This is a genomic window from Rhizobium sp. ZK1 (assembly GCF_047782645.1).
Classification (GTDB): Bacteria; Pseudomonadota; Alphaproteobacteria; order Rhizobiales; family Rhizobiaceae; genus Rhizobium.
This window is the reverse complement of the sequence record NZ_CP180586.1, coordinates 2,709,182-2,730,171: the sequence shown is the minus strand read 5'-3', so window position 1 is coordinate 2,730,171 and position 20,990 is coordinate 2,709,182. Positions and strand designations below refer to the sequence as shown.

Here is a 20,990-nt window from a genome sequence, read left to right as displayed (position 1 = left end):
GTGTTGCGCCTCATGAACGCTGCTGGATGACGGCAGGACTGATCTAGCGGAATTCAGATGACAGAAAAGCGCGTGCACCTGGTCTTCAAGACCCATCTCGACATCGGCTTTACGGATCATGCTGAAAAAGTCCGCCGTCAGTATCACGAACGCTTTATCCCGCAGGCGATCGAGACCGGCGCGCATTTCCATGCCGAAAACCCTGAAGAGCCGAAGTTCATCTGGACAACGGGCGCGTGGCTGATCTGGGATCATCTGAATTCGCGTTCGCCTGCCGAGGTTGCAGCACTCGAGCAGGCGATCGAGCGGGGACTCATCCGCTGGCACGGGCTGCCTTTCACCACCCACACGGAGCTGATGTCACCCGACCTGTTCCGCGCCGGTCTTTCCTACTCGCAGGATCTCGACCGCCGTTTCGGCAGGACGACGATTGCGGCGAAGATGACCGACGTTCCCGGCCACACCCTCGGCATGGTGCCTTTGCTGGCCGAGGCCGGCATCCGCTTCCTGCATCTCGGCGTCAACACCGCTTCCCCGCCGCCTGATGTGCCCGATGTTTTCCGCTGGCGCGCGCCTGATGGAGCGGAAGTCGTCGTCATGTACCAGCGCTCCTATGGCGAGACGTGTTTCCCCGAAGGTTTCGACGACGGGCTGAGCTTTGCGCACACGCAGGACAATATCGGCCCGCAGAGCGTGCCGCAGACTGCCGAAGCCTATCGCGACATGCGCCGCCATGAGCCTGACGCGATCATCCGCGCGGCGACGCTGGAGGACTATGGTGCGATCCTCTGGGAGAAGCGCGAGCGCTTTCCGGTGCTGGAGCTGGAGTTGGGCGACAGCTGGATCCATGGCAGCGCCGCCGATCCCTTGAAGACGGCGAAGTTTCTGGCCCTGCAGCGGCTCTATGACCGTTTTGTCGGCGAGGGGCTCAATACGCGGCGGCTCGCCTTTGGGCGCGGGCTTGCCATGGTGGCGGAGCATACGTGCGGGGTGGATATCAAATCCTACCTGCGCGACGACAGGGCCTGGGCAAAAGCCGATTTCAAGGCTGCTCGCAAAACGGACTACCGGTTCGCCTATACCGAGGCATCGTGGGACGAGCAGCGCGGCTATATCGACCAGGCCGTCGCCGAACTCGATGCCGATGATCAGCAGCAGGCACAGGCTGTACTTGCGGAGCTTTTTGCGCCGGCGCTCGTCGACAGCGTACGCCGCGAAACCCGTCTCAGCGCCGGCGGCTGGTCGATCGAGCTGAATGAGGTGACGGGTGATGTCACGGCGCTCACATCACCGCAGGGCCGGCGGATCACCGGCCGTGCTGGCTCTCTGATCGCCTATCGCTATGAGAGCTACGATGCTGCCGACGTCAACAGGCATATGGACAGCTATCTCACCCATCGCCAGGAATGGGCGGTGCTGGATCACGACAAGCCGGGGCTTGACCGTTCGGGTGCTGCGCTCTCCAAGATTTTCATGCCTGATCTTAAAAGTGCCGGCGAGGGAGGGCTTCTGCTGTCCATGCCCACTGAGGCTGTTGAACGTTTCGGCGCACCGCGCCAGCTCGCTGTCGCGTTTTCGGCCGATGGCGATGCCTTGGAACTGCGCCTTTCGCTGCGCGACAAGCCGGCGAACCGCATGCCGGAGGCAAGTTTCCTTTCCTTTACGCCCGGGGTCGCAAAGGGCTGGGCCTTCAGGAAGATGGGTCTCTGGCACCCATCCGGAAATTTTGCCAGATCCGGTGGAGCTCAGCTTCAGGCCGTTACTGCAGTCCGGGGCGATTTCGAGGATGCTGGAAGCGATGCAAGGGCGCTCCTCATCGAGCCCCTGGACACGCCGCTGGTCGCGCCGCAGAGCTGGGATTTCATGAGTTTCTGCAAAGGCTTGCCGGATTTTGAAGAGGGAATCCGCTTCAACCTGCACAATAATAAATGGGGAACCAACTTCCCGATGTGGTGGGAAGGAGATTTCTCGACCCGTTTCCGGATCAGTTTGGAATAGTTGTGCGTTTAACCGGCCCGCGACAGCTTTTGGCGTTGGTAGCCGAGAGCAGCCGGCCTGCGTGGTTTCGGCGCTTTCGGGCGAAATTTGACGAGGACTTCATTGCCATCCGTCGAGGCACGAGTGCGCTCCAGCCTCTCGCGTTCGGCTGTTGCCTGGAGCCAATGTTCGGCATCGCGGCCGTGCGGCCTGCCTTCCGCTTCCCAGATCGCATAGGCTCGCTTGCATATCCACTCATGCCTGGAGGTGTTGCTCATAATTCCGTCCTTCTTGCGCCGATCTTTTTACCCGCCTTCGATTCCACACGATCGGCCTCCCGCCAAAGGCGGCACTTCAAGCCGATCGTGTAGAAGGAGCCGGCAAAATATGCCGGCTTTCGATGGGGCCGCATGGCCTTTCGCCATGCTCACCGGAAGAACGATTTCACCTGAGATGTGTTCCCGACATATTCGGTGAAATTTCGCTTCAGGAGGCCGCAGAGGGAGGAGCGGTCATTCAGGGCGTGACCGCTCGCTGTTGGCTTCGTCGTGGTTGACGTTCCAGTCCTTGTGCGACCTCTGGCCGGGCGGTGTGCGATGGATGGTGGCATCATCGGAATGAGTGATGTCGCGCGGCTTCGCGCTGGAGACGCCGTCGTTCCGGCGGCCCTCGTCCGAACGGGCGAACTGTCCTCCGGCATCTTTGCGGATTTTGTCTTTGCTGCTCACGATTCTATCCTACTCGCGGATAAGGTCGGGCTGAACTGGCGGACGGCGCTTGGCCGCCATCAACAAGTCCAACTCGATGGAAGACGGACCGAAGCGGGTGAAGAGGCTTTCGGCCTGTTCGTTCTTGAGGCCATATTTGGCGGCGAACTCATGAAGACTATAGGGGCGGCCACGCAGAGTGCGGCTGCGTCGTTCAGGTTGGTGAATTTGCGTCATTGCTGATCTCCCCAGACTGCTTGCGGGGGAAAAACCTGTCAGCGCCTTAAAGGTTCCAAATCCGCCTTTCCGATGCTGTCTACAGGCGAAAACGCTGTTTGAGCCTGTCTAATCAACAAAAAATGCCGCCAAGTCGCAATGAATTTCAATCGGTTAGATGCTCCGGCCAAGTCGGCGGGCAGAAATGGCTTTATCACGCCTGTGTTACTCTATAAAATGAATCGTGTATCCGGTCCGAAGGAGGAGTCGAGCTTTTGTTTCCGCGTCGATCCGGACCGGGTCTTGAGGAAGCTGGCTTAATCCACAGAGGAGACAGACATGATGAATGCACTGCCGCCACTTCACAACGGACATGCGCCGTTTACCCTGCAGCAGCTCTTCCGCGAGGCGCTTTACGCCTATGAGGAATGGGACAGCGAATTGACGGAGCCGATCGTTACCTATGAAGGCAGGGTCATCCCTATCAGCTTCGTTTTCGAAGCCATGCGCGAATGCACCGATATCGTCCCGGCCAATATCGTCAGCGCCGTCACCGAACGGCTGACCAAACCCTGGGAGGGCGAGGGACCGTTGGACCAGATGACCTTTTCCACGGCGGCGCGCGTCATGCGCGTTCTGGTGCGCAAGCGCCTTCTCGCCAATGGTACGCCTGACATCGTCGCGCTTTCGACGCGCGCATCCGAAGGCGAACCGCGCGAATAGCCCTACAGGATCGCGGCATTGGCCGCGATCCTCCCCCATTCGGGAACCGTGCTCATTTCCAGCCGTTGAAACAGGCAGAGAAGGAATGAGCATCATGTTGAAATCCATTCTGCAAGAAATCATCGGATCCGGCGTCCGCAAGCCTCATCTGCCGCGATCGCTGGAACAGTTCCTGGGCGAGAAGAATATCTTGATCGTCTTTGCCGACGCCGAGGACGACAGGCCGATCATTCAGGACGAATTGCTGCGCAAATCGCAGATGCGGCTGATCGAAGACGATATCGAGGTCTTCACCATCGCCGGCGGCGGTGCATTCTCCCTATTCGAGGATGGACATGACCTTGATGCCGACGATGTGCGCGAACAGCTTCAGGGACCGCTCAACGGCGAATTCGGGTTGGTGCTGATCGGCGCTGACGGCAAGATCAAGCTGCGCTCGAGCGAACCGATGAGCGTGGAGGAAATCAGCCGCGCCGCCGATCTCCCTTCACCAGGCCACTGATCTCTCAGAGTTCGAATGCTTCCTTGAGGCCGAGACTCTTGCGTTCACGCAGGTCGAGATCGGCCTCGATATGGGCGATATGGTGCAGCATCAGATGGCAGGCGCGGTCGAGTTCCCTGCGTTCGATCGCCTCGATGATGTCCCCGTGTTCGGCATGGCCGCAGCTTGACACCGTCGATTGCCCGTAGAGCGCGATCACCAGGGATGAGCGGGCGACCAGCTCTTCCATGAAGCGCTGCATGATCGCATTACCGGATATAGCCGCGAGCGTCAGGTGGAAATCGCCCGACGCCTTGATCTCTGCCCGCCTTGCCGTCTGGCCGCGTTCGCTCATCAGCCGGCCTTCCTCCAAAAGCAATTGCTTCAGGTGCTGGATATCGGATGGTGTGATGCGGGCGGCAGCTTCCCGCAGAATGCCGGGCTCGACCAACCGGCGGGCGGCAAAAATCTGCCGGGCCTCTTCCGGGGAGGGATAGGCGACGAAAGCGCCGCGATTCTTTTCGACGCTGACGAGACCTTCATAGGATAGCGCTTGCAAGGCAGCGCGCGCCAACGTGCGGCTGACGTTGAAGAGATTGCCGACATCGCTTTCCGACAGTTTCGTGCCGGGTGACAGGCGCCGCTCGACGATCGCGTCCCTGATCGCATCGCGGATCTGCGGGACGCCCGTTTCCTGGGTATCGTCTTGACTCATGGCGCTGGCGGCAGATTTCATGAAATCGGTTCCTTGATGTCAGTAAACATAGCCATCTTCGTCTCAAAAGTTAAACGGATTTTGTGAGCAGGATTTAGTCAGAATTGTATACGATCTTTTGCACGAATTGAGCACGAAAGCCCATTTTGTGTGCAGCGCGAAAAATGTCCGCTCTTTCGCCAGGGCGCATTATGTCATGAAAAATTCATGATTTGTAAGGGTTTGGAATGCGCCCGGCAAATTGGCACGGCAGATGCATCGTCTTTCTCGAACAGAGGAAGACACGATGTCGAAAGCGGCAGAGATCGATATAGCATCCGTTTCCAAGGTCTATGGCGCGACCACCGCAGTGCATGCCATCAGCCTTAAAATCCCGGCAGGTTCCTATTGCTGCTTTCTGGGTCCTTCAGGCTGCGGCAAGACCTCGACGCTGCGCATGATCGCCGGTCACGAGACCATTTCATCGGGCGATGTCCGCCTCGGCAATGTCGTCGTCACCGATTTCCCGCCGGCAAAGCGCGGCACGGCGATGATGTTCCAGTCCTACGCGCTGTTTCCCCATCTCGACCTTATCGACAATGTTGCTTTCAGCCTGAAGATGAAGGGTGTCGACAAGGAAGAGCGTCGCGCCAAGGCGCTCGACATGCTGAAGCTGATGCAGATGGATGCCTATGCATCCCGCCGGCCGGCGCAGCTTTCGGGCGGCCAGCAGCAGCGCGTGGCGCTGGCGCGTGCGCTGATTACCGATCCGGAAGCTTTGCTGCTCGACGAGCCGCTCTCCGCGCTCGACCCGTTCCTGAAGATCCGCATGCGGGCGGAGCTGAAGAAGCTGCAAAAGACGCTCGGCATCACGTTCGTGCATGTGACGCACAGCCAGGAAGAGGCGATGGCGCTCGCCGACCTGATCGTCATCATGAATGACGGGCGCATCGAACAGGCCGCTGCACCGCGCGACGTTTTCGAGAAGCCGGCAACCGCCTTCGTTGCGCGTTTCATGGGCGATCATAACGTGCTTTCCGGCCGGGTGACATCGAGCGAGAACGGCGTTGTCGTGATGCAGGTGCCGGAGGGGCAGAGCTTTTCCGTGCGCGGGACTGGCAGGGAGATCGGCGAGCCCATCGATATCGGCATCCGCACCGACCGCGTGCGCCTCCAGGTGGCGACCGAATGGACCCTCGGTTTCAACGGTATCGTCTCCAACATCGAATATCGCGGCTCCTCGGTGAAGATCACCGTGTTCGGAGCCGGCAGCGACGACTTCACCGTCATCGCAAGTGACAGCGACTATTTCGCAAAGCCGGTCTCGGTCGGCGATGCGGTGTCTCTGAGTTGGGCTCTGGAGGATGCCGTCCTCCTCGGCCGCGTTTCCGCGTGACCTTCAGCATCAAAAAAAGGGGAACTGCCATGACGACTGAAACGAAAACCACGACGAAAGCGGAAAAGGGTATTTCCCGCCGCTCGCTTCTGAAGACGGGTGCTGCCGCCGTCGGCGCCATTGCCGGCTCGGGCGCCATCACCGGCTTCCCGACCATCTGGGCGCAGACGAACATCACGCTTCGCCAGTTCGGTACCGGCGTTTCGAACATCAATGCGATCGCCGAGAAGTGCAAAGCCGATCTCGGTATCACGCTGGAGATGACGGCGACCGATTCCGACGCCGCTGCCCAGCGCGCCGTCACCCAGCCTGACAGCTACGACATTGCCGATATCGAATACTGGATCCTGAAAAAGGTCTATCCGGCCGGCGTCATCCAGCCGATGGATGTGAAGAAGCTGAAATATTACGACCAGGTCGTGCCGCTCTTCAAGAACGGCAAGCTGAAGCCAGACAGCGTCATTGCCCAGGGCACGGCACCGCACACCGTTGGCTACGTCGAAAGCAAGGATGCCAAGACTTTCGCCAAGGGGGAGACCGAGCTCTTCACCATGATGCCGACGATCTACAATGCTGATACGCTCGGCATTCGTCCCGACCTCGTCGGCCGCGAGATCACCACCTGGGCTGATATCATGGATCCGAAGTTCAAGGGCAAGACCTCGATCCTCAACATCCCGTCGATCGGCATCATGGATGCCGCGATGATCATGGAAGCTCTGGGCAACATCAAATATGCCGACAAGGGCAACATGACCAAGGCGGAGATCGACAAGACGATCGAGTTCCTGATCAAGGCAAAGCAGGACGGCCAATTCCGCGCCTTCTGGAAGAGCTTCGACGAGTCGGTCAACCTGATGGCATCGGGCGAAGTCGTCATCCAGTCCATGTGGTCGCCGGCCGTCGCCGCCGTCCGCTCCAAGGGCATTGCCTGCAAATATCAGCCGCTCAAGGAAGGCTATCGTTCATGGGGTGGCGGTCTCGGCCTCGCCGCGCACCTCAAGGGCGCGCAGCTCGACGCCGCCTACGAATATATCAATTGGTACACCTCTGGCTGGGTCGGCGGCTATCTCAACCGTCAGGGCTACTACTCCGCTTGCATGGATACCGCCAAGAACTTCATGACGGCAGACGAATGGGGCTACTGGATCGAAGGCAAGGCGGCGCAGGGTGATATCCTTTCGCCGGAAGGCAAGGTCATGGAAAAGGCCGGCGCTGTTCGCGATGGTGGTTCGTTCGAAGAGCGCATGGGTCATGTGGCATGCTGGAACTCCGTCATGGATGAAGACCGCTACATGGTCCGCCGCTGGAACGAATTCATCGCCGCCTGAGGCACGTCGGCGTTTGCCGCTTTTCCTCCCCTCGTGGGGAGGGTTGGGGAGGGGTCTTTGACGACCTCTCCTTTCTTCCTTGATGAACGAAAGGACCAGACATGGCCACGATCGCTTCAGAGCAGACGATATCGGCAGCGGAGGCGCCCAAACGCGCCCTACGGCTTGCGCCATGGGCGATCTCCTATCTACAGGCCACGCCGCTGATCGCCATTCTCGGCTTCTTCTTCATCCTGCCGATCGCCATGATCGCGGTCGTCAGTTTCTGGGATTATGATTTCGCCGGCCTCTATCCCGATTTCCTGACCATGAACTATACCGAGACGCTCGGTTCATGGGTGACGTGGAAGACCTATCTCAACACGCTGAAATTCACTGTCATCGTCTGGGCGCTGACGCTCTTCATCGGCTTCTGGGTCGCCTATTTCCTGGCCTTCCATATCCGCAAGACCTCGACGCAGATGATCCTCTTCCTCGTCTGCACCGTGCCCTTCATGACATCGAACATCATCCGCATGATCTCGTGGATCCCGGTGCTCGGCCGCAATGGCCTCGTCAATTCGGCGCTGGTGCAGATGGGCATCGTACCGCAGCCGGTGGAATGGCTGCTCTATTCGGATTTCGCCGTGGTGCTCGCCATGGTGCATCTCTACACGCTCTTCATGGTGACACCGATCTTCAATACGCTGATGCGCATCGACCGTTCGCTCTTCGAAGCGGCGCGTGATGCCGGTGCTTCCGGTTGGCAGGTCTTGTGGAATGTGGTGATCCCGCTTGCCAAGCCCGGCATGGCGATCGGCACGATCTTCGTCGTCACGCTTGTCATGGCGGATTTTTCCACCGTACAGGTCATGTCGGGCGGGCAGAGCGCCTCGGTGGCGCTGATGATGAAGAACCAGATGTCGTTGCTGCAATATCCGGCCGCTGCCGCCAATGCGGTCGTGCTGCTGGCAGTGGTGCTGACGATGGTCGCCGCGATTCTGCGCGTCGTCGATATCCGCAGGGAGCTCTGAGATGAATCGCGAAAAACGCTCCTTCGAATTCTATGTGCTGGCACTCTTCTTCGCTGTCTTCGTGCTCTTTCTCTACGGGCCGCTCTCGGCGATCGTCATCCTCTCCTTCCAGGGACCGGATGGCGGCCTGACCTTCCCGCTGAACGGCGTCTCGACGCACTGGTTCTTCAATCTCTTCGAGAAGCAGGCGGTCGGCGATTTCGGGGCGTCCTTCCAGCGCTCCTTCATTCTCGGCCTGATGGTGATGATCGTGACCGTCGTGGTTTCGCTGATGGCCGGCCTTGCCTTCCGCCGGCGGTTTCGCGGCTCATCGGTGCTGTTTTATGCGACAGTCGCAAGCCTCGTCGTGCCCTCGATCATCATCTCGCTTGGTATCGGCGTCGTCTTCCAGCAAGGCGGTTTGCGGCCGGCATGGTATTCCTCGGCCTTCGGTGCGCATCTGACCTGGACGCTCCCCTTCGGCGTGCTGATCATGTTCGCCGTCTTCAATCGCTTCTCGCCGGCATACGAGGAGGCGGCGCGCGATCTCGGGGCGACCTCCTGGCAGACGTTCCGGCATGTCGTTCTGCCGATGATTGCGCCGAGCCTGATCGGCGTCGGTCTCTTCGGCTTCACGCTTTCCTATGACGAATTCGCTCGCACGCTGATGACGTCAGGCACCTACAACACGTTGCCGCTCGAAATCTACGGCATGACCACGAATGTCACGACGCCGGTGCTCTATGCGCTCGGCACGGTCACGACGCTCTTCTCCTTCACCATCATTCTCGTCGCGTTGGGCATCATGATGATGCTCGGCCGGCGGCAGGCAAAGACCCGCTGACATGCGCATATTGATCGTCAATCCCAATACCACCGCTTCCATGACCGAGAAGGCGGCAACTGCCGCTCGTGCGGTCGCTGCCGCCGGCACCGACATCATTGCCGCGACCTCACGCATGGGGCCTGTTTCCATCGAGGGGCACTACGACGGGGCGCTCGCCATTCCCGGTCTGCTGACGGAACTGAAAGAGCGGCAGGAGGCCGGCTACGATGCGGCGATCGTCGCCTGTTTCGACGATACCGGGCTCGATGCCGCGCGCACCTTCGCTGACGTGCCCGTTCTCGGGCTCTGCGAATCCGCTGTCGCTACAGCAGGCTTCCTTGCCCAGCGCTTCACGGTGGTGACGACGCTGGAGCGATCCCGGGTGCTGATCGATAATCTCGTGCGTCGTTACGGCATGGGTGGTCGTGCGAAGGTGAGGGCATCGGATATTCCGGTGCTGGAACTGGAAGATGCTGGATCTGGCGCGATCGGCAAGCTGAAAGCGGAAATCGAACGGGCGCTTTCGGAAGATGGTGCGGAGGCGATCGTGCTCGGCTGCGCCGGCATGACGGATCTGGCGCGCGAACTGCAGGATGTCTACGGCGTGCCCGTTATCGATGGGGTCGCGGCTGCCGTGAAGCAGGCGGAAGCGCTGGTCTCGCTCGGCCTTTCGACCAGCAAGCGCGGTTCCTATGCCTCTCCGCTGCCCAAACATTTCATGGGCGCGATGAGCGGTTTTGCGCCGATCCGGGCAGCCGGCTGAACATGGTGCGAACACTCGCAATGGTGCATAGCGCCAAGTTTTGACTTTACTTTTCCCCCTCGCGTGAGAATTGTCGCAGCCGATTATCACGTTGGAGGAGAGCCGTACCATGTCGATCGACGAGGATCTGATCCGTATCGCGGAGCAGGAAAAGGCACTGAGCTTCGACGCCTTCGATCTGACGACGGCATGGCAGCTCGGCAAGCTCTTGCAGGAACTCGCCACCGAACGCGGCCTCGGCATCGCAATCGATATCACGCTGCATTCCATGCCGGTCTTCTACGCGGCCTTGCCGGGTGTGACGCCTGACAATGTCAACTGGGTGCGCCGCAAGCGCAACATGGTCTTCCGCTATTTCCGCAGCAGCTACGCTTCCGGCCTCAAGCTGCAGAAGGAAGGCAAGACGGTCGAGGACAACGGTCTTTCCGGCGCCGACTATGCGCCGCATGGCGGCAGTTTCCCAATCAATGTCAGGGGCACCGGCTGCATCGGCGCCGTCACCGTATCAGGCCTGCCGCAGCGGGACGATCACAACCTCGCAGTCGAAGCCTTGGCGCTTATCCTGGCGAAGGATCTCGATATGCTGCGGCTGGCGTGAATTCTGCCGCATTTCTGACAAATAAAAGCCACGAAAAGCGCAAGATCGCGATCCGTTCCCGGTGACGGCTTTATTTCGTGACGATAAGGTGCGCCCTGTTTTGTGACTTGCGGGACATCATGTTACGTTTGCTCTTTGCCTTTGCTGCCATTGGTTTCAGCCTTCTCCTTGTTTCCTGCAATACGCTTTCAAAGGAAGAATGCGTCGCCGCCGACTGGCGGGTGATTGGTGAATCCGACGGCGCTGCCGGATACGAGCCGCAGGAGCGTTTTGCCGCGCATGCCAAATCCTGCGAGCGGGTGAAGATCGTGCCCGACCAGACCATCTGGTATCAGGGCTATCAGGCCGGTCTCGTGCGCTATTGCACGCCGATGAGCGGCCTGATGCACGGGCAGGCGGGCCACGGCTACTCCAATGTCTGCCCACCGGCGACGGCTGCAGGCTTCCTGCGCGGCTATACGCTCGGGAACCGCCAGCATTCGCTGCAATCACGGCTAAGCTCGCTGCAGAGCGATTACGGATCGAAGGAAGCCGAGATCGACGACCTGTCGCGCAAGCTCAAGGATGCGCCCGATGCGGACCGGCATGATATCCGCCGGCGGATGGACGATCTCGAAGACGATATGCGCCGCATTCGTAGAGAGCAGCGCGACGTTGAGGACGAACTTGATGACGCGAGCGCTGAGGTGCAGTGGTTCCAGCAGAATCCGAATGCACCGCCGCCGGTCATGCCTGGCTACTGAGGCTTTTGTCTCAGAGCTTGCCGCCGGCTTCCACGATGCCCTTGGTAAGACTGCCCGTTGCCGGGAAGAGCGGGATAAGGCAGGCCTGCAGGGCGTGGTAGATGTCGCCCTTGCCGGGGAAGAGCGAGTGTGAGGGCACGAGATCTTCCGTCAGTTCTTCGTGCCAGCCGCCGTTTTTGTGGTCGATGAAGCTGCGCTCGATCACGTTCCAGATCTTGCGGTAGCATTCTTCGTGATAATCGCTCGGCAGGTGTTCGTTGAGGAAGTGCGCAGCAGCAGCACCCTCGCAGGCCGGCCACCAGAGCTTGTTGCGCTTGGCCGGCTTGTCTGCCCAGTCGAGCGTATAGAAGAAGCCGCCCTTGTCGTTGTCCCAGCCGAGTACCATGGATTGTTCGAAGAGGGCTTTTGCCGCATCCGGCATCCAGTCGATCTTCTTGCCGCCGAGCGCCCAGAGTTGCAGGATCAGGCGGGTCCATTCCAGCCAGTGGCCCGGCGTCGTGCCGGCCGGGCGGAACATTTCGTTCGGATGATAGTAATCCTTATCGAGGTTCCATTCGGCATCGAAATGTTCGGCGACGCGCCAGCCGACCGAGCCAGCGGAACGGCGGATGACGAGATCGGCAATGCTTTCGGCCTTCGTGAGATAGTCGCGATCGCCGGTTGCCTCGAAGGCGGCCATCAGCGCTTCGGTCAGATGCATGTTGGAATTCTGGCCGCGATAGGTACCGCCGTCGAGCGGTTGCCAGTCCGCGGTGAATTCCTCTGCGATGGCACCATGTTTGTTTTCCCAGAACTTCGTGTTCAGGACCTCGGTAATATCGGCGAGCATGCCGTCAGCGAGCGGATGGCCGATCGTTTTTGCCGAGGAGGCGGCGAGTAGCACGAAGGCGTGGCCGTAACCCTGCTTGTTGGAATCGACAGGACCGTCGTTATCCAGCGACCAGAAGTAACCGCCGTTGTTCCGGTCGCGATGGTGGTTCCAGATGTAGTTCATGCCGTGGTCGACCACATCGGCGGCACCCGGGCGGCCGAGAAGCGTGCCGATCGAGAAGCAGTGCACGGCGCGCGAGGCGATATGGAGCGGGCGCACCTGGCCTGCGGCGTTCAGCGGCTTGCCGGCGTCGTCGAGGTCGTAGAAACCACCCTTGGGATTGATGGAATTGTGTTGGAAGAAATCGAAGAGGCCGTTGGCCTGCGAGAGCAGCCAGCCGCGATGATAGGCGCGGGTGGACCAGTTGCCGAGTGCAGGTGCCATGATACTCCTCCGAATTCGTGCACAATGCCTTTAGGAAAACGCCTATATAGGGGCTGGGCGAGTCTGTCATCCGCCAAGGCCTGCAACGGCCTAAAGCGATAGGCATATGTTGACATAAAGATATCTTTATGTGATTTGTCGTTTCTGATCTTATGACGTCAAGGAGCCTTCCCGTGTTTGATAGTCTTTTTGGTCCCGAAGGGGGCAAGCGTGACGGCAGTGAAGTATTCGCGGCGCTTAAGAAAGCCGCCAGCGAACGCATCCTCGTTCTTGACGGCGCCATGGGTACGCAGATCCAGGGTCTGGGCTTCGATGAGGACCATTTCCGCGGCTCGCGTTTTATCGGCTGCGCCTGCCATCAGAAGGGCAATAACGACCTCTTGATCCTGTCGCAGCCTGATGCGATCGAGGAAATCCATTATAAATACGCCAAGGCCGGCGCCGATATCCTCGAGACCAACACCTTTTCTTCGACCCGCATCGCGCAGGCCGATTACCAGATGGAAGGTGAGGTCTATGCGCTGAACAAGGAAGGTGCCGAAATCGTGCGCCGCGCCGCGCAGCGCGCCGAGCGTGAAGACGGCAGGCGCCGCTTCGTGGCCGGTGCCATCGGCCCGACCAACCGCACGGCCTCCATCTCGCCCGACGTCAACAATCCTGGCTTCCGCGCCGTTACCTTCGATGACCTGCGTGATGCCTATGCCGAGCAGATCGACGGCCTGATCGATGGCGGCGCCGATATCATCCTCATCGAGACGATCTTCGACACGCTGAATGCGAAGGCTGCGATCTTCGCCTGCGAGGAGCGCTTTGCAGCCAAGGGCATTCGCCTGCCGGTGATGATCTCGGGCACGATCACTGACCTCTCTGGCCGTACGCTCTCCGGCCAGACGCCGACTGCCTTCTGGAATTCGGTGCGTCATGCCAATCCCTTCACGATCGGCCTCAACTGCGCGCTCGGCGCCAATGCGATGCGTCCGCATCTGCAGGAGCTTTCGGGCGTTGCCGATACCTTCATCTGCGCCTATCCGAATGCCGGTCTGCCGAACGAATTCGGCCAGTATGACGAGACGCCGGAACTGATGGCGGCGCAGATCGACAGTTTTGCCCGCGAAGGTTTGGTGAACATCGTCGGCGGCTGCTGCGGCTCCACGCCCGAGCATATCCGTGTCATTGCCGAGACGGTTGCCAAATACAAGCCGCGGCCGATCCCCGAGCATCGCCCCTTCATGTCGCTCTCCGGCCTCGAACCCTTCGAACTGACCAAGGACATTCCCTTCGTCAATGTCGGCGAGCGCACCAACGTCACCGGTTCGGCCAAGTTCCGCAAGCTGATCACCAATGCCGATTTCACGGCAGCCCTCGACGTTGCCCGCGACCAGGTCGAGAACGGCGCCCAGGTGATCGACATCAACATGGACGAAGGCCTGATCGATTCCGAAAAGGCGATGGTCGAGTTCCTGAACCTGATCGCTGCCGAGCCGGATATCGCCCGTGTGCCCGTGATGATCGACTCGTCGAAATTCTCGATTATCGAATCCGGCCTGAAGCGGGTGCAGGGCAAGGCGATCGTCAACTCGATCTCGCTGAAGGAAGGCGAGGAGAATTTTCTCGCCCAGGCGCGGTTGGTGCATAATTACGGCGCTGCCGTCGTCGTCATGGCTTTCGACGAGACGGGACAGGCCGACAGCTATGACCGCAAGGTCGAGATCTGCACACGCGCCTACAAGCTTTTGACGGAAAAGGTCGGCTTCCCGCCCGAAGATATCATCTTCGACCCGAATATCTTCGCGGTCGCGACGGGGATCGAGGAGCACAACAACTACGGCGTCGACTTCATCGAGGCGACGCGCACGATCCGCAAGACCATGCCACTCGTCCATATCTCCGGCGGCGTCTCGAACCTCTCCTTCTCCTTCCGCGGCAACGAGCCGGTGCGTGAGGCGATGCATGCCGTGTTCCTCTACCACGCCATCCAGGCGGGTATGGACATGGGCATCGTCAATGCCGGCCAGCTGGCCGTCTATGACCAGATCGACCCGGAACTGCGCGAGGCCTGCGAAGACGTGGTGCTGAACCGCCGCGCCGATGCGACCGAGCGGCTGCTCGATGTGGCCGAACGTTTCCGGGGTGCTGCCGGCAAGGAAGCCAAGGCGCAGGATCTCTCCTGGCGGGAATGGAGCGTCGAGAAGCGTCTCGAGCATGCGCTGGTCAACGGCATTACCGAATATATCGAGGCCGATACCGAGGAAGCCCGCCAGCAGGCCGCGCGCCCGCTGCATGTCATCGAAGGCCCGCTGATGGCTGGCATGAACGTGGTCGGCGACCTCTTCGGCTCGGGCAAGATGTTCCTGCCGCAGGTGGTGAAGTCCGCACGCGTCATGAAGCAGGCCGTTGCCGTTCTCCTTCCTTACATGGAGGAGGAGAAGCGCCAGAATGGCGGTGAGGAACGCAAGTCTGCCGGTAAGATCCTGATGGCGACCGTCAAGGGCGACGTGCACGATATCGGCAAGAACATCGTCGGCGTCGTGCTCGCCTGCAACAATTACGAGATCATCGACCTCGGCGTCATGGTGCCGGCAACGAAGATCCTCGAAACGGCTGTTGCCGAGAATGTCGATGTCATCGGTCTTTCAGGCCTCATCACCCCGTCGCTTGATGAGATGGTGCATGTGGCGGCCGAAATGGAACGGCAGGGCTTCGACATTCCGCTACTGATCGGCGGGGCAACGACCAGCCGCGTGCATACGGCCGTCAAGATCCATCCGGGTTACAACAAGGGCCAGTCGATCTATGTGACCGACGCGAGCCGTGCCGTCGGCGTCGTCTCCTCGCTGCTGTCGCCGGAAGGTCGTCAGTCCTATATCGATGATATCAGGGCCGAATATGCCAAGGTCGCTGCCGCGCATGCGCGCAGCGAAGCGGAGAAGGTGCGCCTGCCGCTTTCGCGTGCCCGCGAAAATGCGCAGAAGGTAGACTGGGCGGCCTATAAGCCGACCAAGCCGAGCTTCCTCGGCACCAAGGTATTCGAAGACTACGATCTGGCCAAGCTTGCAGAGTACATCGACTGGACACCGTTCTTCCAGACTTGGGAGTTGCGTGGCCGTTATCCTGCGATCCTCGAGGACGAGAAGCAGGGTGAAGCTGCACGGGCGCTCTGGAACGACGCCCAGGCGATGCTGAAGAAGATCATCGACGAGAAGTGGTTCCGTCCGCGCGCCGTCATCGGCTTCTGGCCGGCTGGCACCGTTGGCGACGATATCCGCCTCTTCAAGGACGATGCGCGCAAGGAGGAGTTGGCGACGTTCTACACGCTGCGCCAGCAGCTTTCGAAGCGCGACGGCCGCCCGAACGTGGCGTTGTCGGACTTCGTGGCACCTGTTGATAGCGGTGTGCAGGACTATGTCGGCGGCTTCGTGGTAACGGCCGGCTTCGAGGAGATCGCCATCGCCGAACGTTTCGAGCGTTCGAACGACGATTATTCCTCGATCCTCGTGAAGGCGCTTGCCGACCGCTTCGCCGAAGCCTTCGCCGAATGCATGCATGAGCGGGTGCGCCGCGAATATTGGGGCTATGCCAAGGACGAGCACCTCTCCAACGAGGACCTCATCACCGAGGCCTATGCGGGTATCCGCCCGGCGCCCGGCTATCCGGCGCAACCAGACCATACCGAGAAGAAGACTCTGTTTGGCCTTCTCGACGCAGAAAATACTGCCGGCGTTAAACTGACGGAGAGCTATGCGATGTGGCCCGGCTCGTCGGTCTCCGGCATCTATATCGGCCACCCGGACTCATACTATTTCGGCGTCGCCAAGGTGGAGCGCGATCAGGTGGAAGACTATGCCAAGCGCAAGGGCATGGAGATATCCGAGGTCGAGCGCTGGCTCGGACCGGTACTCAACTATGTCCCGCGCAAGGTCGATGAGGACATCGAAGACGCGGCTTGATTGTCGAATCGTTCCAGTTGCTTGAGGTGGCTGGCTGAGCGACTGATTCAACGAAAAGTCGGGACGTGATTCACGTTCCGGCTTTATCTTTTTGATGTGCCTCATAATTCCCTGCCTTCACGGCCTTTCGGCTTTGACGCCGAGATGGTATGCTTAGCTAAGTTAGCTAATGAGAGTTGTCATGCAAGTTACCATCCATGCTGCGAAGACTAATCTGTCGAAGTTGATCGATGCCGCCCTTTCCGGTGAGGAAGTGGTGATCGCAAAGGGGAGCAAGCCTGTCGTGAAGATCGTTCCGATTGGCCAGGCACCCTTCAAGATCGGCCTGTTGAAGGGGCAAGTCGGTGGTAAGGGGCCTGACTTCTTCGAGCCATTGGATGAAGAAGAACTCGCATCCTGGGAAGGGGCTGAGTGAATACGCTTCTGCTCGATACGCATGCCTGGGCATGGTCGCTGACCGGCGACGATCGTCTCTCGACCAAGGCGATTGCCATGATCGAAAAGGCCGAGACTATTTTCGTCAGCCCCATATCTCTGTTTGAGATCGGCCAGAAGGTTCGTCTCGGCAAGTGGCCAGAGATGGAACCTTTCATCGAGCGGCTCGCAGATCTTTTGCAGGAGCAGGGCGGTATCATTGCCGCGTTGACGCCGGACATATGTCTGACAGCCGCCGTTATGGACTGGCACCATCGCGATCCCTTCGATCGGCTGCTTGCGGCCACTGCCATGCAGAATGGAATACCCATCATCTCCGCCGACGTCGTCTTCGACGAACTTGGCGGCAATGAGCTTTGGATCGCCCGCTTCTGGTAAGGCTTACGTTGCCCCGATCGTCAGTTCGGCGACGAAGTCATAGGCATCGCCGCGATAGAGGGAGCGGGTGAATTCCACCGCGCGGCCGGAGCCGAGATAGGAGATGCGCTCGATCGAAAGCCCGGCCTGACCGACGGGCACGCCGAGCAGTTGGGCGTCGGCTTCCTTCATGTTGGTCGCGGATATGCGCTGGACGGCGCGGACGGGGCGCACGCCGCGGCGCTCCAGTTCGGCATAAAGCGAGTTGGTCACGGAGGAGGGGTCGGGCAGGAATTCGCCCGAGACGCTCGCATGTTCGATCGCCAAGGGCTGGTCGTCGGCGATACGCAGGCGCGACAGCCGCGAGACCTTGATGTCGGTGCCGAGGCCGAGGATCATCATCTCGTCGGGCGAGGGCGTGTGGACGCCCTTGTGCAGCCATTCGGAGCGGGCGGTCATGCCGCGCCGGGCCATATCCTCGGTGAAGGAGGTGAGCTGCGACAGGCGCTGTTCGACCTTCGAAACCGGCTTGGCGACGAAGGTGCCGGAGCCGTGGCGGCGCACCAGCAGGCCGTCGGCCACAAGCTCGTCGATCGCCTTGCGCACGGTGACGCGGCTGACGGCGGCAAATTCGGCGATGTCGCGTTCCGGCGGCAGGGCGTCGCCATGGGCGAGGGTGCCGGTGCGGACGGCATCTTCCAGTGTGCGGCGCAGCTTCACATAGAGCGGGCCGGTGCCGCCGGCCTGAAGGCGTGCAGGTGAGAGGATGGTGGCGAGATCGTCAGTCATGCCGCACCTCTCTGCCGTTGATTCAGGAGTTTGACGGCGAGATCGACCGCGCCCCGCAGCGCGTCGGCTTTCGGCTCCGACAGCAGCGCCTTGTGTCGGTCGGCAATCCAGGGGTGATAGGCTTTCGCCAGTCCGCCAAGCAGACAGATGGACGGGCACTCCGGCCAGGACAGCGCGTCGAGGCTTTCGTCGATGGCGCGCGCCGCATCCTTGATGATCTCGATTGCCGTGGCATCGCCGGCCAGCGCGCCTTCGAAGACCATGGGCGCGTAACGCGCAAAATCCGTTGGCCGGGCCGTATGGGCGAATTCGACGACGCGTTCCGGATCGTTGTCGTATTCGGCCAGGAGCCTATCGGTCAGCGACGAGGCAGTGCGGACCTTGTCATAAGCAAGCAAGGATCTTTCCAAGAGATCGCGGCCAAGACGGGCGCCGCTTGCCTGATCGCCGACGATGGAGCCCCAGCCGCCGATGCCATGCAGCTTGCCGTTCCGGCGCGCATTATAGACGGAGCCGGTTCCGAAAGCGCCGACAATGCCATCGGCGTCGCCGAGTGCGCCCTGCAGCGAAATCAGCGCATCAGTGACGACTCGTGCATTCCTGAAGGGCAGGGCCTTTTCGATGCGCTTGCCGTAGTCGCCGACGTTGGCGCCGGCGACACCGACGACTGCGGAGGCGGTGGAAGCGGTTTCACTTTCGAGCCCCGCATCGCGAAGGGCAGCCCGAGCGGCTTCGACGATATTGACGCGAGAGGTTTCCAGGTCGGAAAGGATATTGGCAGGGCCAGCCCTGCCGTGGCCGATGACATTGCCCATTCTGTCCGCAACTGCGGCCCGGCAGCTTGTTCCACCGCCATCTATGCCGATTGCAAGTTCCGTCATCGGACCTCCGGATACGCCGTTCCCTTGTGTTTTTTAATACAATACCAAAAAAATACCATTTACCAAGCGGAAATGATCAGGAAATTGTCCGTTTTTATCCTATTGATTTTATATGATAAAATTTTTTAATCAATTTTCTCTGGCTCAGAAGTTAATTTCGGCTGGACAATTGGTATTTTTTTGGCCTTAATTCCGGAAAAGGGAACAGCGTATCGAGGCATGTGAAAACCGGCAAAGAAAAACAGCGCCGGCCAGGTTTCGAGAAAGGTGCAGACAGTGATCCGAAGGGCCGGCAAGGCTCGCGGATGTGTGAGGCATCTTTCAAGCTTTTCGCTTACTTTTTCAGGCGCCCGGTTCAGCGTATCGGGAGGGCGCACCATCCGGCCGGAAGCAATCGTCTTCCGTGTCGACAGAGCTTCGGGGCCGGCAATCTTGGCGGCTCTAAAAGGGGCGTTGGGTGTTTCCTCAGGCACGCCAACCGCTTGTTCCAGATCGAAAACAGCGCCTTGCGGCGCTTAAAAACAGGAGAGGGAAATGAAAAACACTGCTCTGAAAAGCCTGCTGCTTGCCTCCAGCCTGCTGTCGTCGGCTGGCCTCGTTCATGCCGCCGACGTGACGCTCACGGTCGAAAGCTGGCGTAACGACGACCTGCAGATCTGGCAGGAAAAGATCATCCCGGCTTTCGAAGCCAAGAACCCGGGCATCAAGATCGTCTTCTCGCCGACCGCTCCGACTGAATACAATGCTTCGCTGAACGCCAAGCTCGACGCCGGTTCCGCAGGCGACATCATTACCTGCCGTCCGTTCGACGCATCGCTCGAGCTCTTCAACAAGAAGCAGCTCGTCGACATCACCAGCCTGTCCGGCATGGAAAACTTCTCGCCGGTCGCCAAGGCTGCATGGTCGACAGACGATGGCAAGTCGACCTTCTGCGTACCGATGGCTTCGGTCATCCACGGTTTCATCTACAACAAGGATGCCTTCGACAAGCTCGGTATCGCTGTTCCGAAGACGGAAGACGAGTTCTTCGCTGCCCTCGACAAGATCAAGGCCGACGGTACCTACATCCCGCTCGCCATGGGCACGAAGGACCTCTGGGAAGCCGCAACCATGGGCTACCAGAACATCGGCCCGAACTACTGGAAGGGTGAAGAGGGCCGCGAAGCCCTGATCGCCGGCAAGCAGAAACTGACCGATCCCGAATGGGTCAAGCCCTATGAAGAGCTTGCCAAGTGGAAGCCCTATCTGGGCGACGGTTTCGAAGCCCAGACCTATTCGGACAGCCAGAACCTCTTCACGCTCGGCCGCGCCGCCATCTATCCGGCCGGTTCGTGGGAAATCGCGCTGTTCAACACGCAGGCGCAGTTCAAGATGGGGGCCTTCCCGCCGCCGGTTCCGAAGGCTGGCGACCAAGGCTACATCTCCGATCATCCGGATATCGGCGTTGCACTGAACGCCAAGAGCACGCACCAGGAAGAAGCCAAGAAGTTTCTCAGCTGGGTTGCTTCGCCTGAGTTTGCCGATATCTATGCCAACTCCCTGCCGGGCTTCTTCAGCCTGAACTCCAACCCGGTCAAGATGAGCGATCCGTTGGCTCAGGAATTCGTTTCCTGGCGCGGCCCGTACAAGTCGACCGTCCGCTCGACCTATCAGATCCTGTCGCGCGGTACGCCGAATCTCGAAAACGAGACCTGGGTTGAATCGGCAAACGTCATCAATGGCACGGATACGCCTGCCGTTGCTGCCGAAAAGCTCCAGAAGGGCCTCGACAGCTGGTACAAGCCGGCGAAGTAAGCTGAAAGCATGAGAGGAGGGCGGCAATCGGGTTGCCGCCCTCGTTCCCGTATCCTCGGCCCGGCTGGGGATGTCACAGGAACCT

Annotated in this window: 22 protein-coding genes; 14 read left to right on the top strand and 8 right to left on the bottom strand. The window is 59.9% G+C overall.

The annotated features are described in order from the left end of the window. Nucleotides 1–57: 57 nt before the first annotated feature. Nucleotides 58–1,998, top strand: coding sequence for a DUF5054 domain-containing protein (locus ACK9YZ_RS14095; RefSeq protein ID WP_416064235.1), 1,941 nt, complete (start codon nucleotides 58–60; stop codon nucleotides 1,996–1,998). An 8-nt stretch (nucleotides 1,999–2,006) separates the two neighbouring features. Here the strand turns inward: ACK9YZ_RS14095 and ACK9YZ_RS14090 are convergent, their stop codons facing one another. The 3 genes from ACK9YZ_RS14090 to ACK9YZ_RS14080 all read right to left on the bottom strand — a co-directional run bounded on the left by ACK9YZ_RS14090 (nucleotide 2,007) and on the right by ACK9YZ_RS14080 (nucleotide 2,921). Next, complete coding sequence (locus tag ACK9YZ_RS14090) at nucleotides 2,007–2,255, bottom strand: DUF2934 domain-containing protein (protein WP_216755279.1); 249 nt, start codon at nucleotides 2,253–2,255, stop codon at nucleotides 2,007–2,009. A 234-nt stretch (nucleotides 2,256–2,489) separates the two neighbouring features. Continuing rightward, nucleotides 2,490–2,705, bottom strand: coding sequence for a hypothetical protein (locus ACK9YZ_RS14085; RefSeq protein ID WP_416064234.1), 216 nt, complete (start codon nucleotides 2,703–2,705; stop codon nucleotides 2,490–2,492). A gap of 9 nt (nucleotides 2,706–2,714) precedes the next feature. Continuing rightward, nucleotides 2,715–2,921, bottom strand: a complete 207-nt coding sequence (locus ACK9YZ_RS14080; protein WP_416064233.1) for a hypothetical protein — start codon at nucleotides 2,919–2,921, stop codon at nucleotides 2,715–2,717. A 318-nt stretch (nucleotides 2,922–3,239) separates the two neighbouring features. On the opposite strand from ACK9YZ_RS14080, the gene ACK9YZ_RS14075 reads away from it, so the two are divergent. Together ACK9YZ_RS14075 and ACK9YZ_RS14070 are read left to right on the top strand one after the other, a co-directional pair. Beyond that, on the top strand, nucleotides 3,240–3,623 hold the full coding sequence (locus tag ACK9YZ_RS14075) for a hypothetical protein (RefSeq protein ID WP_216755277.1): 384 nt from the start codon (nucleotides 3,240–3,242) through the stop codon (nucleotides 3,621–3,623). A 94-nt stretch (nucleotides 3,624–3,717) separates the two neighbouring features. Continuing rightward, nucleotides 3,718–4,125 carry a DUF4174 domain-containing protein gene (locus tag ACK9YZ_RS14070; protein ID WP_216755276.1) on the top strand — a complete coding sequence of 136 codons (408 nt, stop codon included), beginning with the start codon at nucleotides 3,718–3,720 and terminating at the stop codon, nucleotides 4,123–4,125. Between the two features lie 4 nt (nucleotides 4,126–4,129). Here ACK9YZ_RS14070 and ACK9YZ_RS14065 read toward each other — a convergent pair whose 3' ends face one another. After that, entirely contained in the window at nucleotides 4,130–4,840 is a 711-nt protein-coding gene (locus ACK9YZ_RS14065) for a GntR family transcriptional regulator (protein WP_416064232.1), read from the bottom strand. 265 nt (nucleotides 4,841–5,105) lie between these two features. On the opposite strand from ACK9YZ_RS14065, the gene ACK9YZ_RS14060 reads away from it, so the two are divergent. From ACK9YZ_RS14060 to ACK9YZ_RS14030, 7 genes are all read left to right on the top strand, one after another. Beyond that, the gene (locus ACK9YZ_RS14060; protein ID WP_216755275.1) at nucleotides 5,106–6,194 is read left to right on the top strand and encodes an ABC transporter ATP-binding protein; all 1,089 of its coding nucleotides are present in this window, start codon (nucleotides 5,106–5,108) and stop codon (nucleotides 6,192–6,194) included. Nucleotides 6,195–6,223: 29 nt separating this feature from the next. After that, a complete protein-coding gene (locus ACK9YZ_RS14055; RefSeq protein ID WP_183731266.1) occupies nucleotides 6,224–7,525 on the top strand; it encodes an ABC transporter substrate-binding protein in 1,302 nt (433 codons plus the stop codon). A 101-nt stretch (nucleotides 7,526–7,626) separates the two neighbouring features. Further along, nucleotides 7,627–8,538 carry an ABC transporter permease gene (locus ACK9YZ_RS14050; protein WP_416064231.1) on the top strand — a complete coding sequence of 304 codons (912 nt, stop codon included), beginning with the start codon at nucleotides 7,627–7,629 and terminating at the stop codon, nucleotides 8,536–8,538. Between the two features lies 1 nt (nucleotide 8,539). Continuing rightward, nucleotides 8,540–9,361: an ABC transporter permease gene (locus tag ACK9YZ_RS14045; RefSeq protein WP_183731260.1), complete on the top strand. Its 822-nt coding sequence runs from the start codon at nucleotides 8,540–8,542 to the stop codon at nucleotides 9,359–9,361. Nucleotide 9,362: 1 nt separating this feature from the next. Continuing rightward, nucleotides 9,363–10,106, top strand: coding sequence for an aspartate/glutamate racemase family protein (locus tag ACK9YZ_RS14040; RefSeq protein WP_416064230.1), 744 nt, complete (start codon nucleotides 9,363–9,365; stop codon nucleotides 10,104–10,106). A 109-nt stretch (nucleotides 10,107–10,215) separates the two neighbouring features. After that, complete coding sequence (locus tag ACK9YZ_RS14035) at nucleotides 10,216–10,704, top strand: heme-degrading domain-containing protein (RefSeq protein WP_216755271.1); 489 nt, start codon at nucleotides 10,216–10,218, stop codon at nucleotides 10,702–10,704. Between the two features lie 119 nt (nucleotides 10,705–10,823). Further along, nucleotides 10,824–11,447 (top strand): DUF2799 domain-containing protein, encoded by a 624-nt coding sequence (locus ACK9YZ_RS14030; protein WP_416064229.1) that lies wholly within the window; start codon nucleotides 10,824–10,826, stop codon nucleotides 11,445–11,447. Between the two features lie 10 nt (nucleotides 11,448–11,457). Here the strand turns inward: ACK9YZ_RS14030 and ACK9YZ_RS14025 are convergent, their stop codons facing one another. Beyond that, nucleotides 11,458–12,702, bottom strand: coding sequence for an AGE family epimerase/isomerase (locus ACK9YZ_RS14025; protein ID WP_416064228.1), 1,245 nt, complete (start codon nucleotides 12,700–12,702; stop codon nucleotides 11,458–11,460). 173 nt (nucleotides 12,703–12,875) lie between these two features. On the opposite strand from ACK9YZ_RS14025, the gene metH reads away from it, so the two are divergent. The 3 genes from metH to ACK9YZ_RS14010 all read left to right on the top strand — a co-directional run bounded on the left by metH (nucleotide 12,876) and on the right by ACK9YZ_RS14010 (nucleotide 17,462). Beyond that, nucleotides 12,876–16,649, top strand: coding sequence for a methionine synthase (gene metH, locus ACK9YZ_RS14020; protein WP_416064227.1), 3,774 nt, complete (start codon nucleotides 12,876–12,878; stop codon nucleotides 16,647–16,649). 181 nt (nucleotides 16,650–16,830) lie between these two features. Further along, the gene (locus tag ACK9YZ_RS14015; RefSeq protein WP_416064226.1) at nucleotides 16,831–17,064 is read left to right on the top strand and encodes a type II toxin-antitoxin system Phd/YefM family antitoxin; all 234 of its coding nucleotides are present in this window, start codon (nucleotides 16,831–16,833) and stop codon (nucleotides 17,062–17,064) included. Next, nucleotides 17,061–17,462 (top strand): type II toxin-antitoxin system VapC family toxin, encoded by a 402-nt coding sequence (locus tag ACK9YZ_RS14010; RefSeq protein WP_416064225.1) that lies wholly within the window; start codon nucleotides 17,061–17,063, stop codon nucleotides 17,460–17,462. Before ACK9YZ_RS14015 ends, ACK9YZ_RS14010 begins: the two co-directional genes overlap by 4 nt. A 3-nt stretch (nucleotides 17,463–17,465) precedes the next feature. On the opposite strand, the gene ACK9YZ_RS14005 is transcribed toward ACK9YZ_RS14010, so the two are convergent. The 3 genes from ACK9YZ_RS14005 to ACK9YZ_RS13995 all read right to left on the bottom strand — a co-directional run bounded on the left by ACK9YZ_RS14005 (nucleotide 17,466) and on the right by ACK9YZ_RS13995 (nucleotide 19,584). Next, nucleotides 17,466–18,230, bottom strand: a complete 765-nt coding sequence (locus tag ACK9YZ_RS14005) for a GntR family transcriptional regulator (protein WP_216755265.1) — start codon at nucleotides 18,228–18,230, stop codon at nucleotides 17,466–17,468. Beyond that, the gene (locus tag ACK9YZ_RS14000; protein ID WP_216755264.1) at nucleotides 18,227–19,111 is read right to left on the bottom strand and encodes an N-acetylglucosamine kinase; all 885 of its coding nucleotides are present in this window, start codon (nucleotides 19,109–19,111) and stop codon (nucleotides 18,227–18,229) included. Before ACK9YZ_RS14000 ends, ACK9YZ_RS14005 begins: the two co-directional genes overlap by 4 nt. 125 nt (nucleotides 19,112–19,236) lie before the next feature. Next, nucleotides 19,237–19,584, bottom strand: a complete 348-nt coding sequence (locus ACK9YZ_RS13995; RefSeq protein WP_416064224.1) for a hypothetical protein — start codon at nucleotides 19,582–19,584, stop codon at nucleotides 19,237–19,239. A 61-nt stretch (nucleotides 19,585–19,645) separates the two neighbouring features. Here ACK9YZ_RS13995 and ACK9YZ_RS13990 point away from each other — a divergent pair, with 61 nt between their 5' ends. Further along, entirely contained in the window at nucleotides 19,646–20,905 is a 1,260-nt protein-coding gene (locus tag ACK9YZ_RS13990; RefSeq protein ID WP_216755263.1) for an ABC transporter substrate-binding protein, read from the top strand. Nucleotides 20,906–20,990: the final 85 nt, after the last annotated feature.

What these genes read in the sequence shown, in the direction of transcription:
- ACK9YZ_RS14095 (WP_416064235.1), top strand. Translation starts at nt 58, where the DNA reads ATGACAGAAAAGCGCGTGCACCTGGTCTTCAAGACCCATCTCGACATC.
- ACK9YZ_RS14090 (WP_216755279.1), bottom strand. Translation starts at nt 2,255, where the DNA reads ATGAGCAACACCTCCAGGCATGAGTGGATATGCAAGCGAGCCTATGCG.
- ACK9YZ_RS14080 (WP_416064233.1), bottom strand. Translation starts at nt 2,921, where the DNA reads ATGACGCAAATTCACCAACCTGAACGACGCAGCCGCACTCTGCGTGGC.
- ACK9YZ_RS14075 (WP_216755277.1), top strand. Translation starts at nt 3,240, where the DNA reads ATGATGAATGCACTGCCGCCACTTCACAACGGACATGCGCCGTTTACC.
- ACK9YZ_RS14070 (WP_216755276.1), top strand. Translation starts at nt 3,718, where the DNA reads ATGTTGAAATCCATTCTGCAAGAAATCATCGGATCCGGCGTCCGCAAG.
- ACK9YZ_RS14065 (WP_416064232.1), bottom strand. Translation starts at nt 4,840, where the DNA reads ATGAAATCTGCCGCCAGCGCCATGAGTCAAGACGATACCCAGGAAACG.
- ACK9YZ_RS14060 (WP_216755275.1), top strand. Translation starts at nt 5,106, where the DNA reads ATGTCGAAAGCGGCAGAGATCGATATAGCATCCGTTTCCAAGGTCTAT.
- ACK9YZ_RS14055 (WP_183731266.1), top strand. Translation starts at nt 6,224, where the DNA reads ATGACGACTGAAACGAAAACCACGACGAAAGCGGAAAAGGGTATTTCC.
- ACK9YZ_RS14050 (WP_416064231.1), top strand. Translation starts at nt 7,627, where the DNA reads ATGGCCACGATCGCTTCAGAGCAGACGATATCGGCAGCGGAGGCGCCC.
- ACK9YZ_RS14045 (WP_183731260.1), top strand. Translation starts at nt 8,540, where the DNA reads ATGAATCGCGAAAAACGCTCCTTCGAATTCTATGTGCTGGCACTCTTC.
- ACK9YZ_RS14040 (WP_416064230.1), top strand. Translation starts at nt 9,363, where the DNA reads ATGCGCATATTGATCGTCAATCCCAATACCACCGCTTCCATGACCGAG.
- ACK9YZ_RS14035 (WP_216755271.1), top strand. Translation starts at nt 10,216, where the DNA reads ATGTCGATCGACGAGGATCTGATCCGTATCGCGGAGCAGGAAAAGGCA.
- ACK9YZ_RS14030 (WP_416064229.1), top strand. Translation starts at nt 10,824, where the DNA reads ATGTTACGTTTGCTCTTTGCCTTTGCTGCCATTGGTTTCAGCCTTCTC.
- ACK9YZ_RS14025 (WP_416064228.1), bottom strand. Translation starts at nt 12,702, where the DNA reads ATGGCACCTGCACTCGGCAACTGGTCCACCCGCGCCTATCATCGCGGC.
- ACK9YZ_RS14015 (WP_416064226.1), top strand. Translation starts at nt 16,831, where the DNA reads ATGCAAGTTACCATCCATGCTGCGAAGACTAATCTGTCGAAGTTGATC.
- ACK9YZ_RS14005 (WP_216755265.1), bottom strand. Translation starts at nt 18,230, where the DNA reads ATGACTGACGATCTCGCCACCATCCTCTCACCTGCACGCCTTCAGGCC.
- ACK9YZ_RS14000 (WP_216755264.1), bottom strand. Translation starts at nt 19,111, where the DNA reads ATGACGGAACTTGCAATCGGCATAGATGGCGGTGGAACAAGCTGCCGG.
- ACK9YZ_RS13990 (WP_216755263.1), top strand. Translation starts at nt 19,646, where the DNA reads ATGAAAAACACTGCTCTGAAAAGCCTGCTGCTTGCCTCCAGCCTGCTG.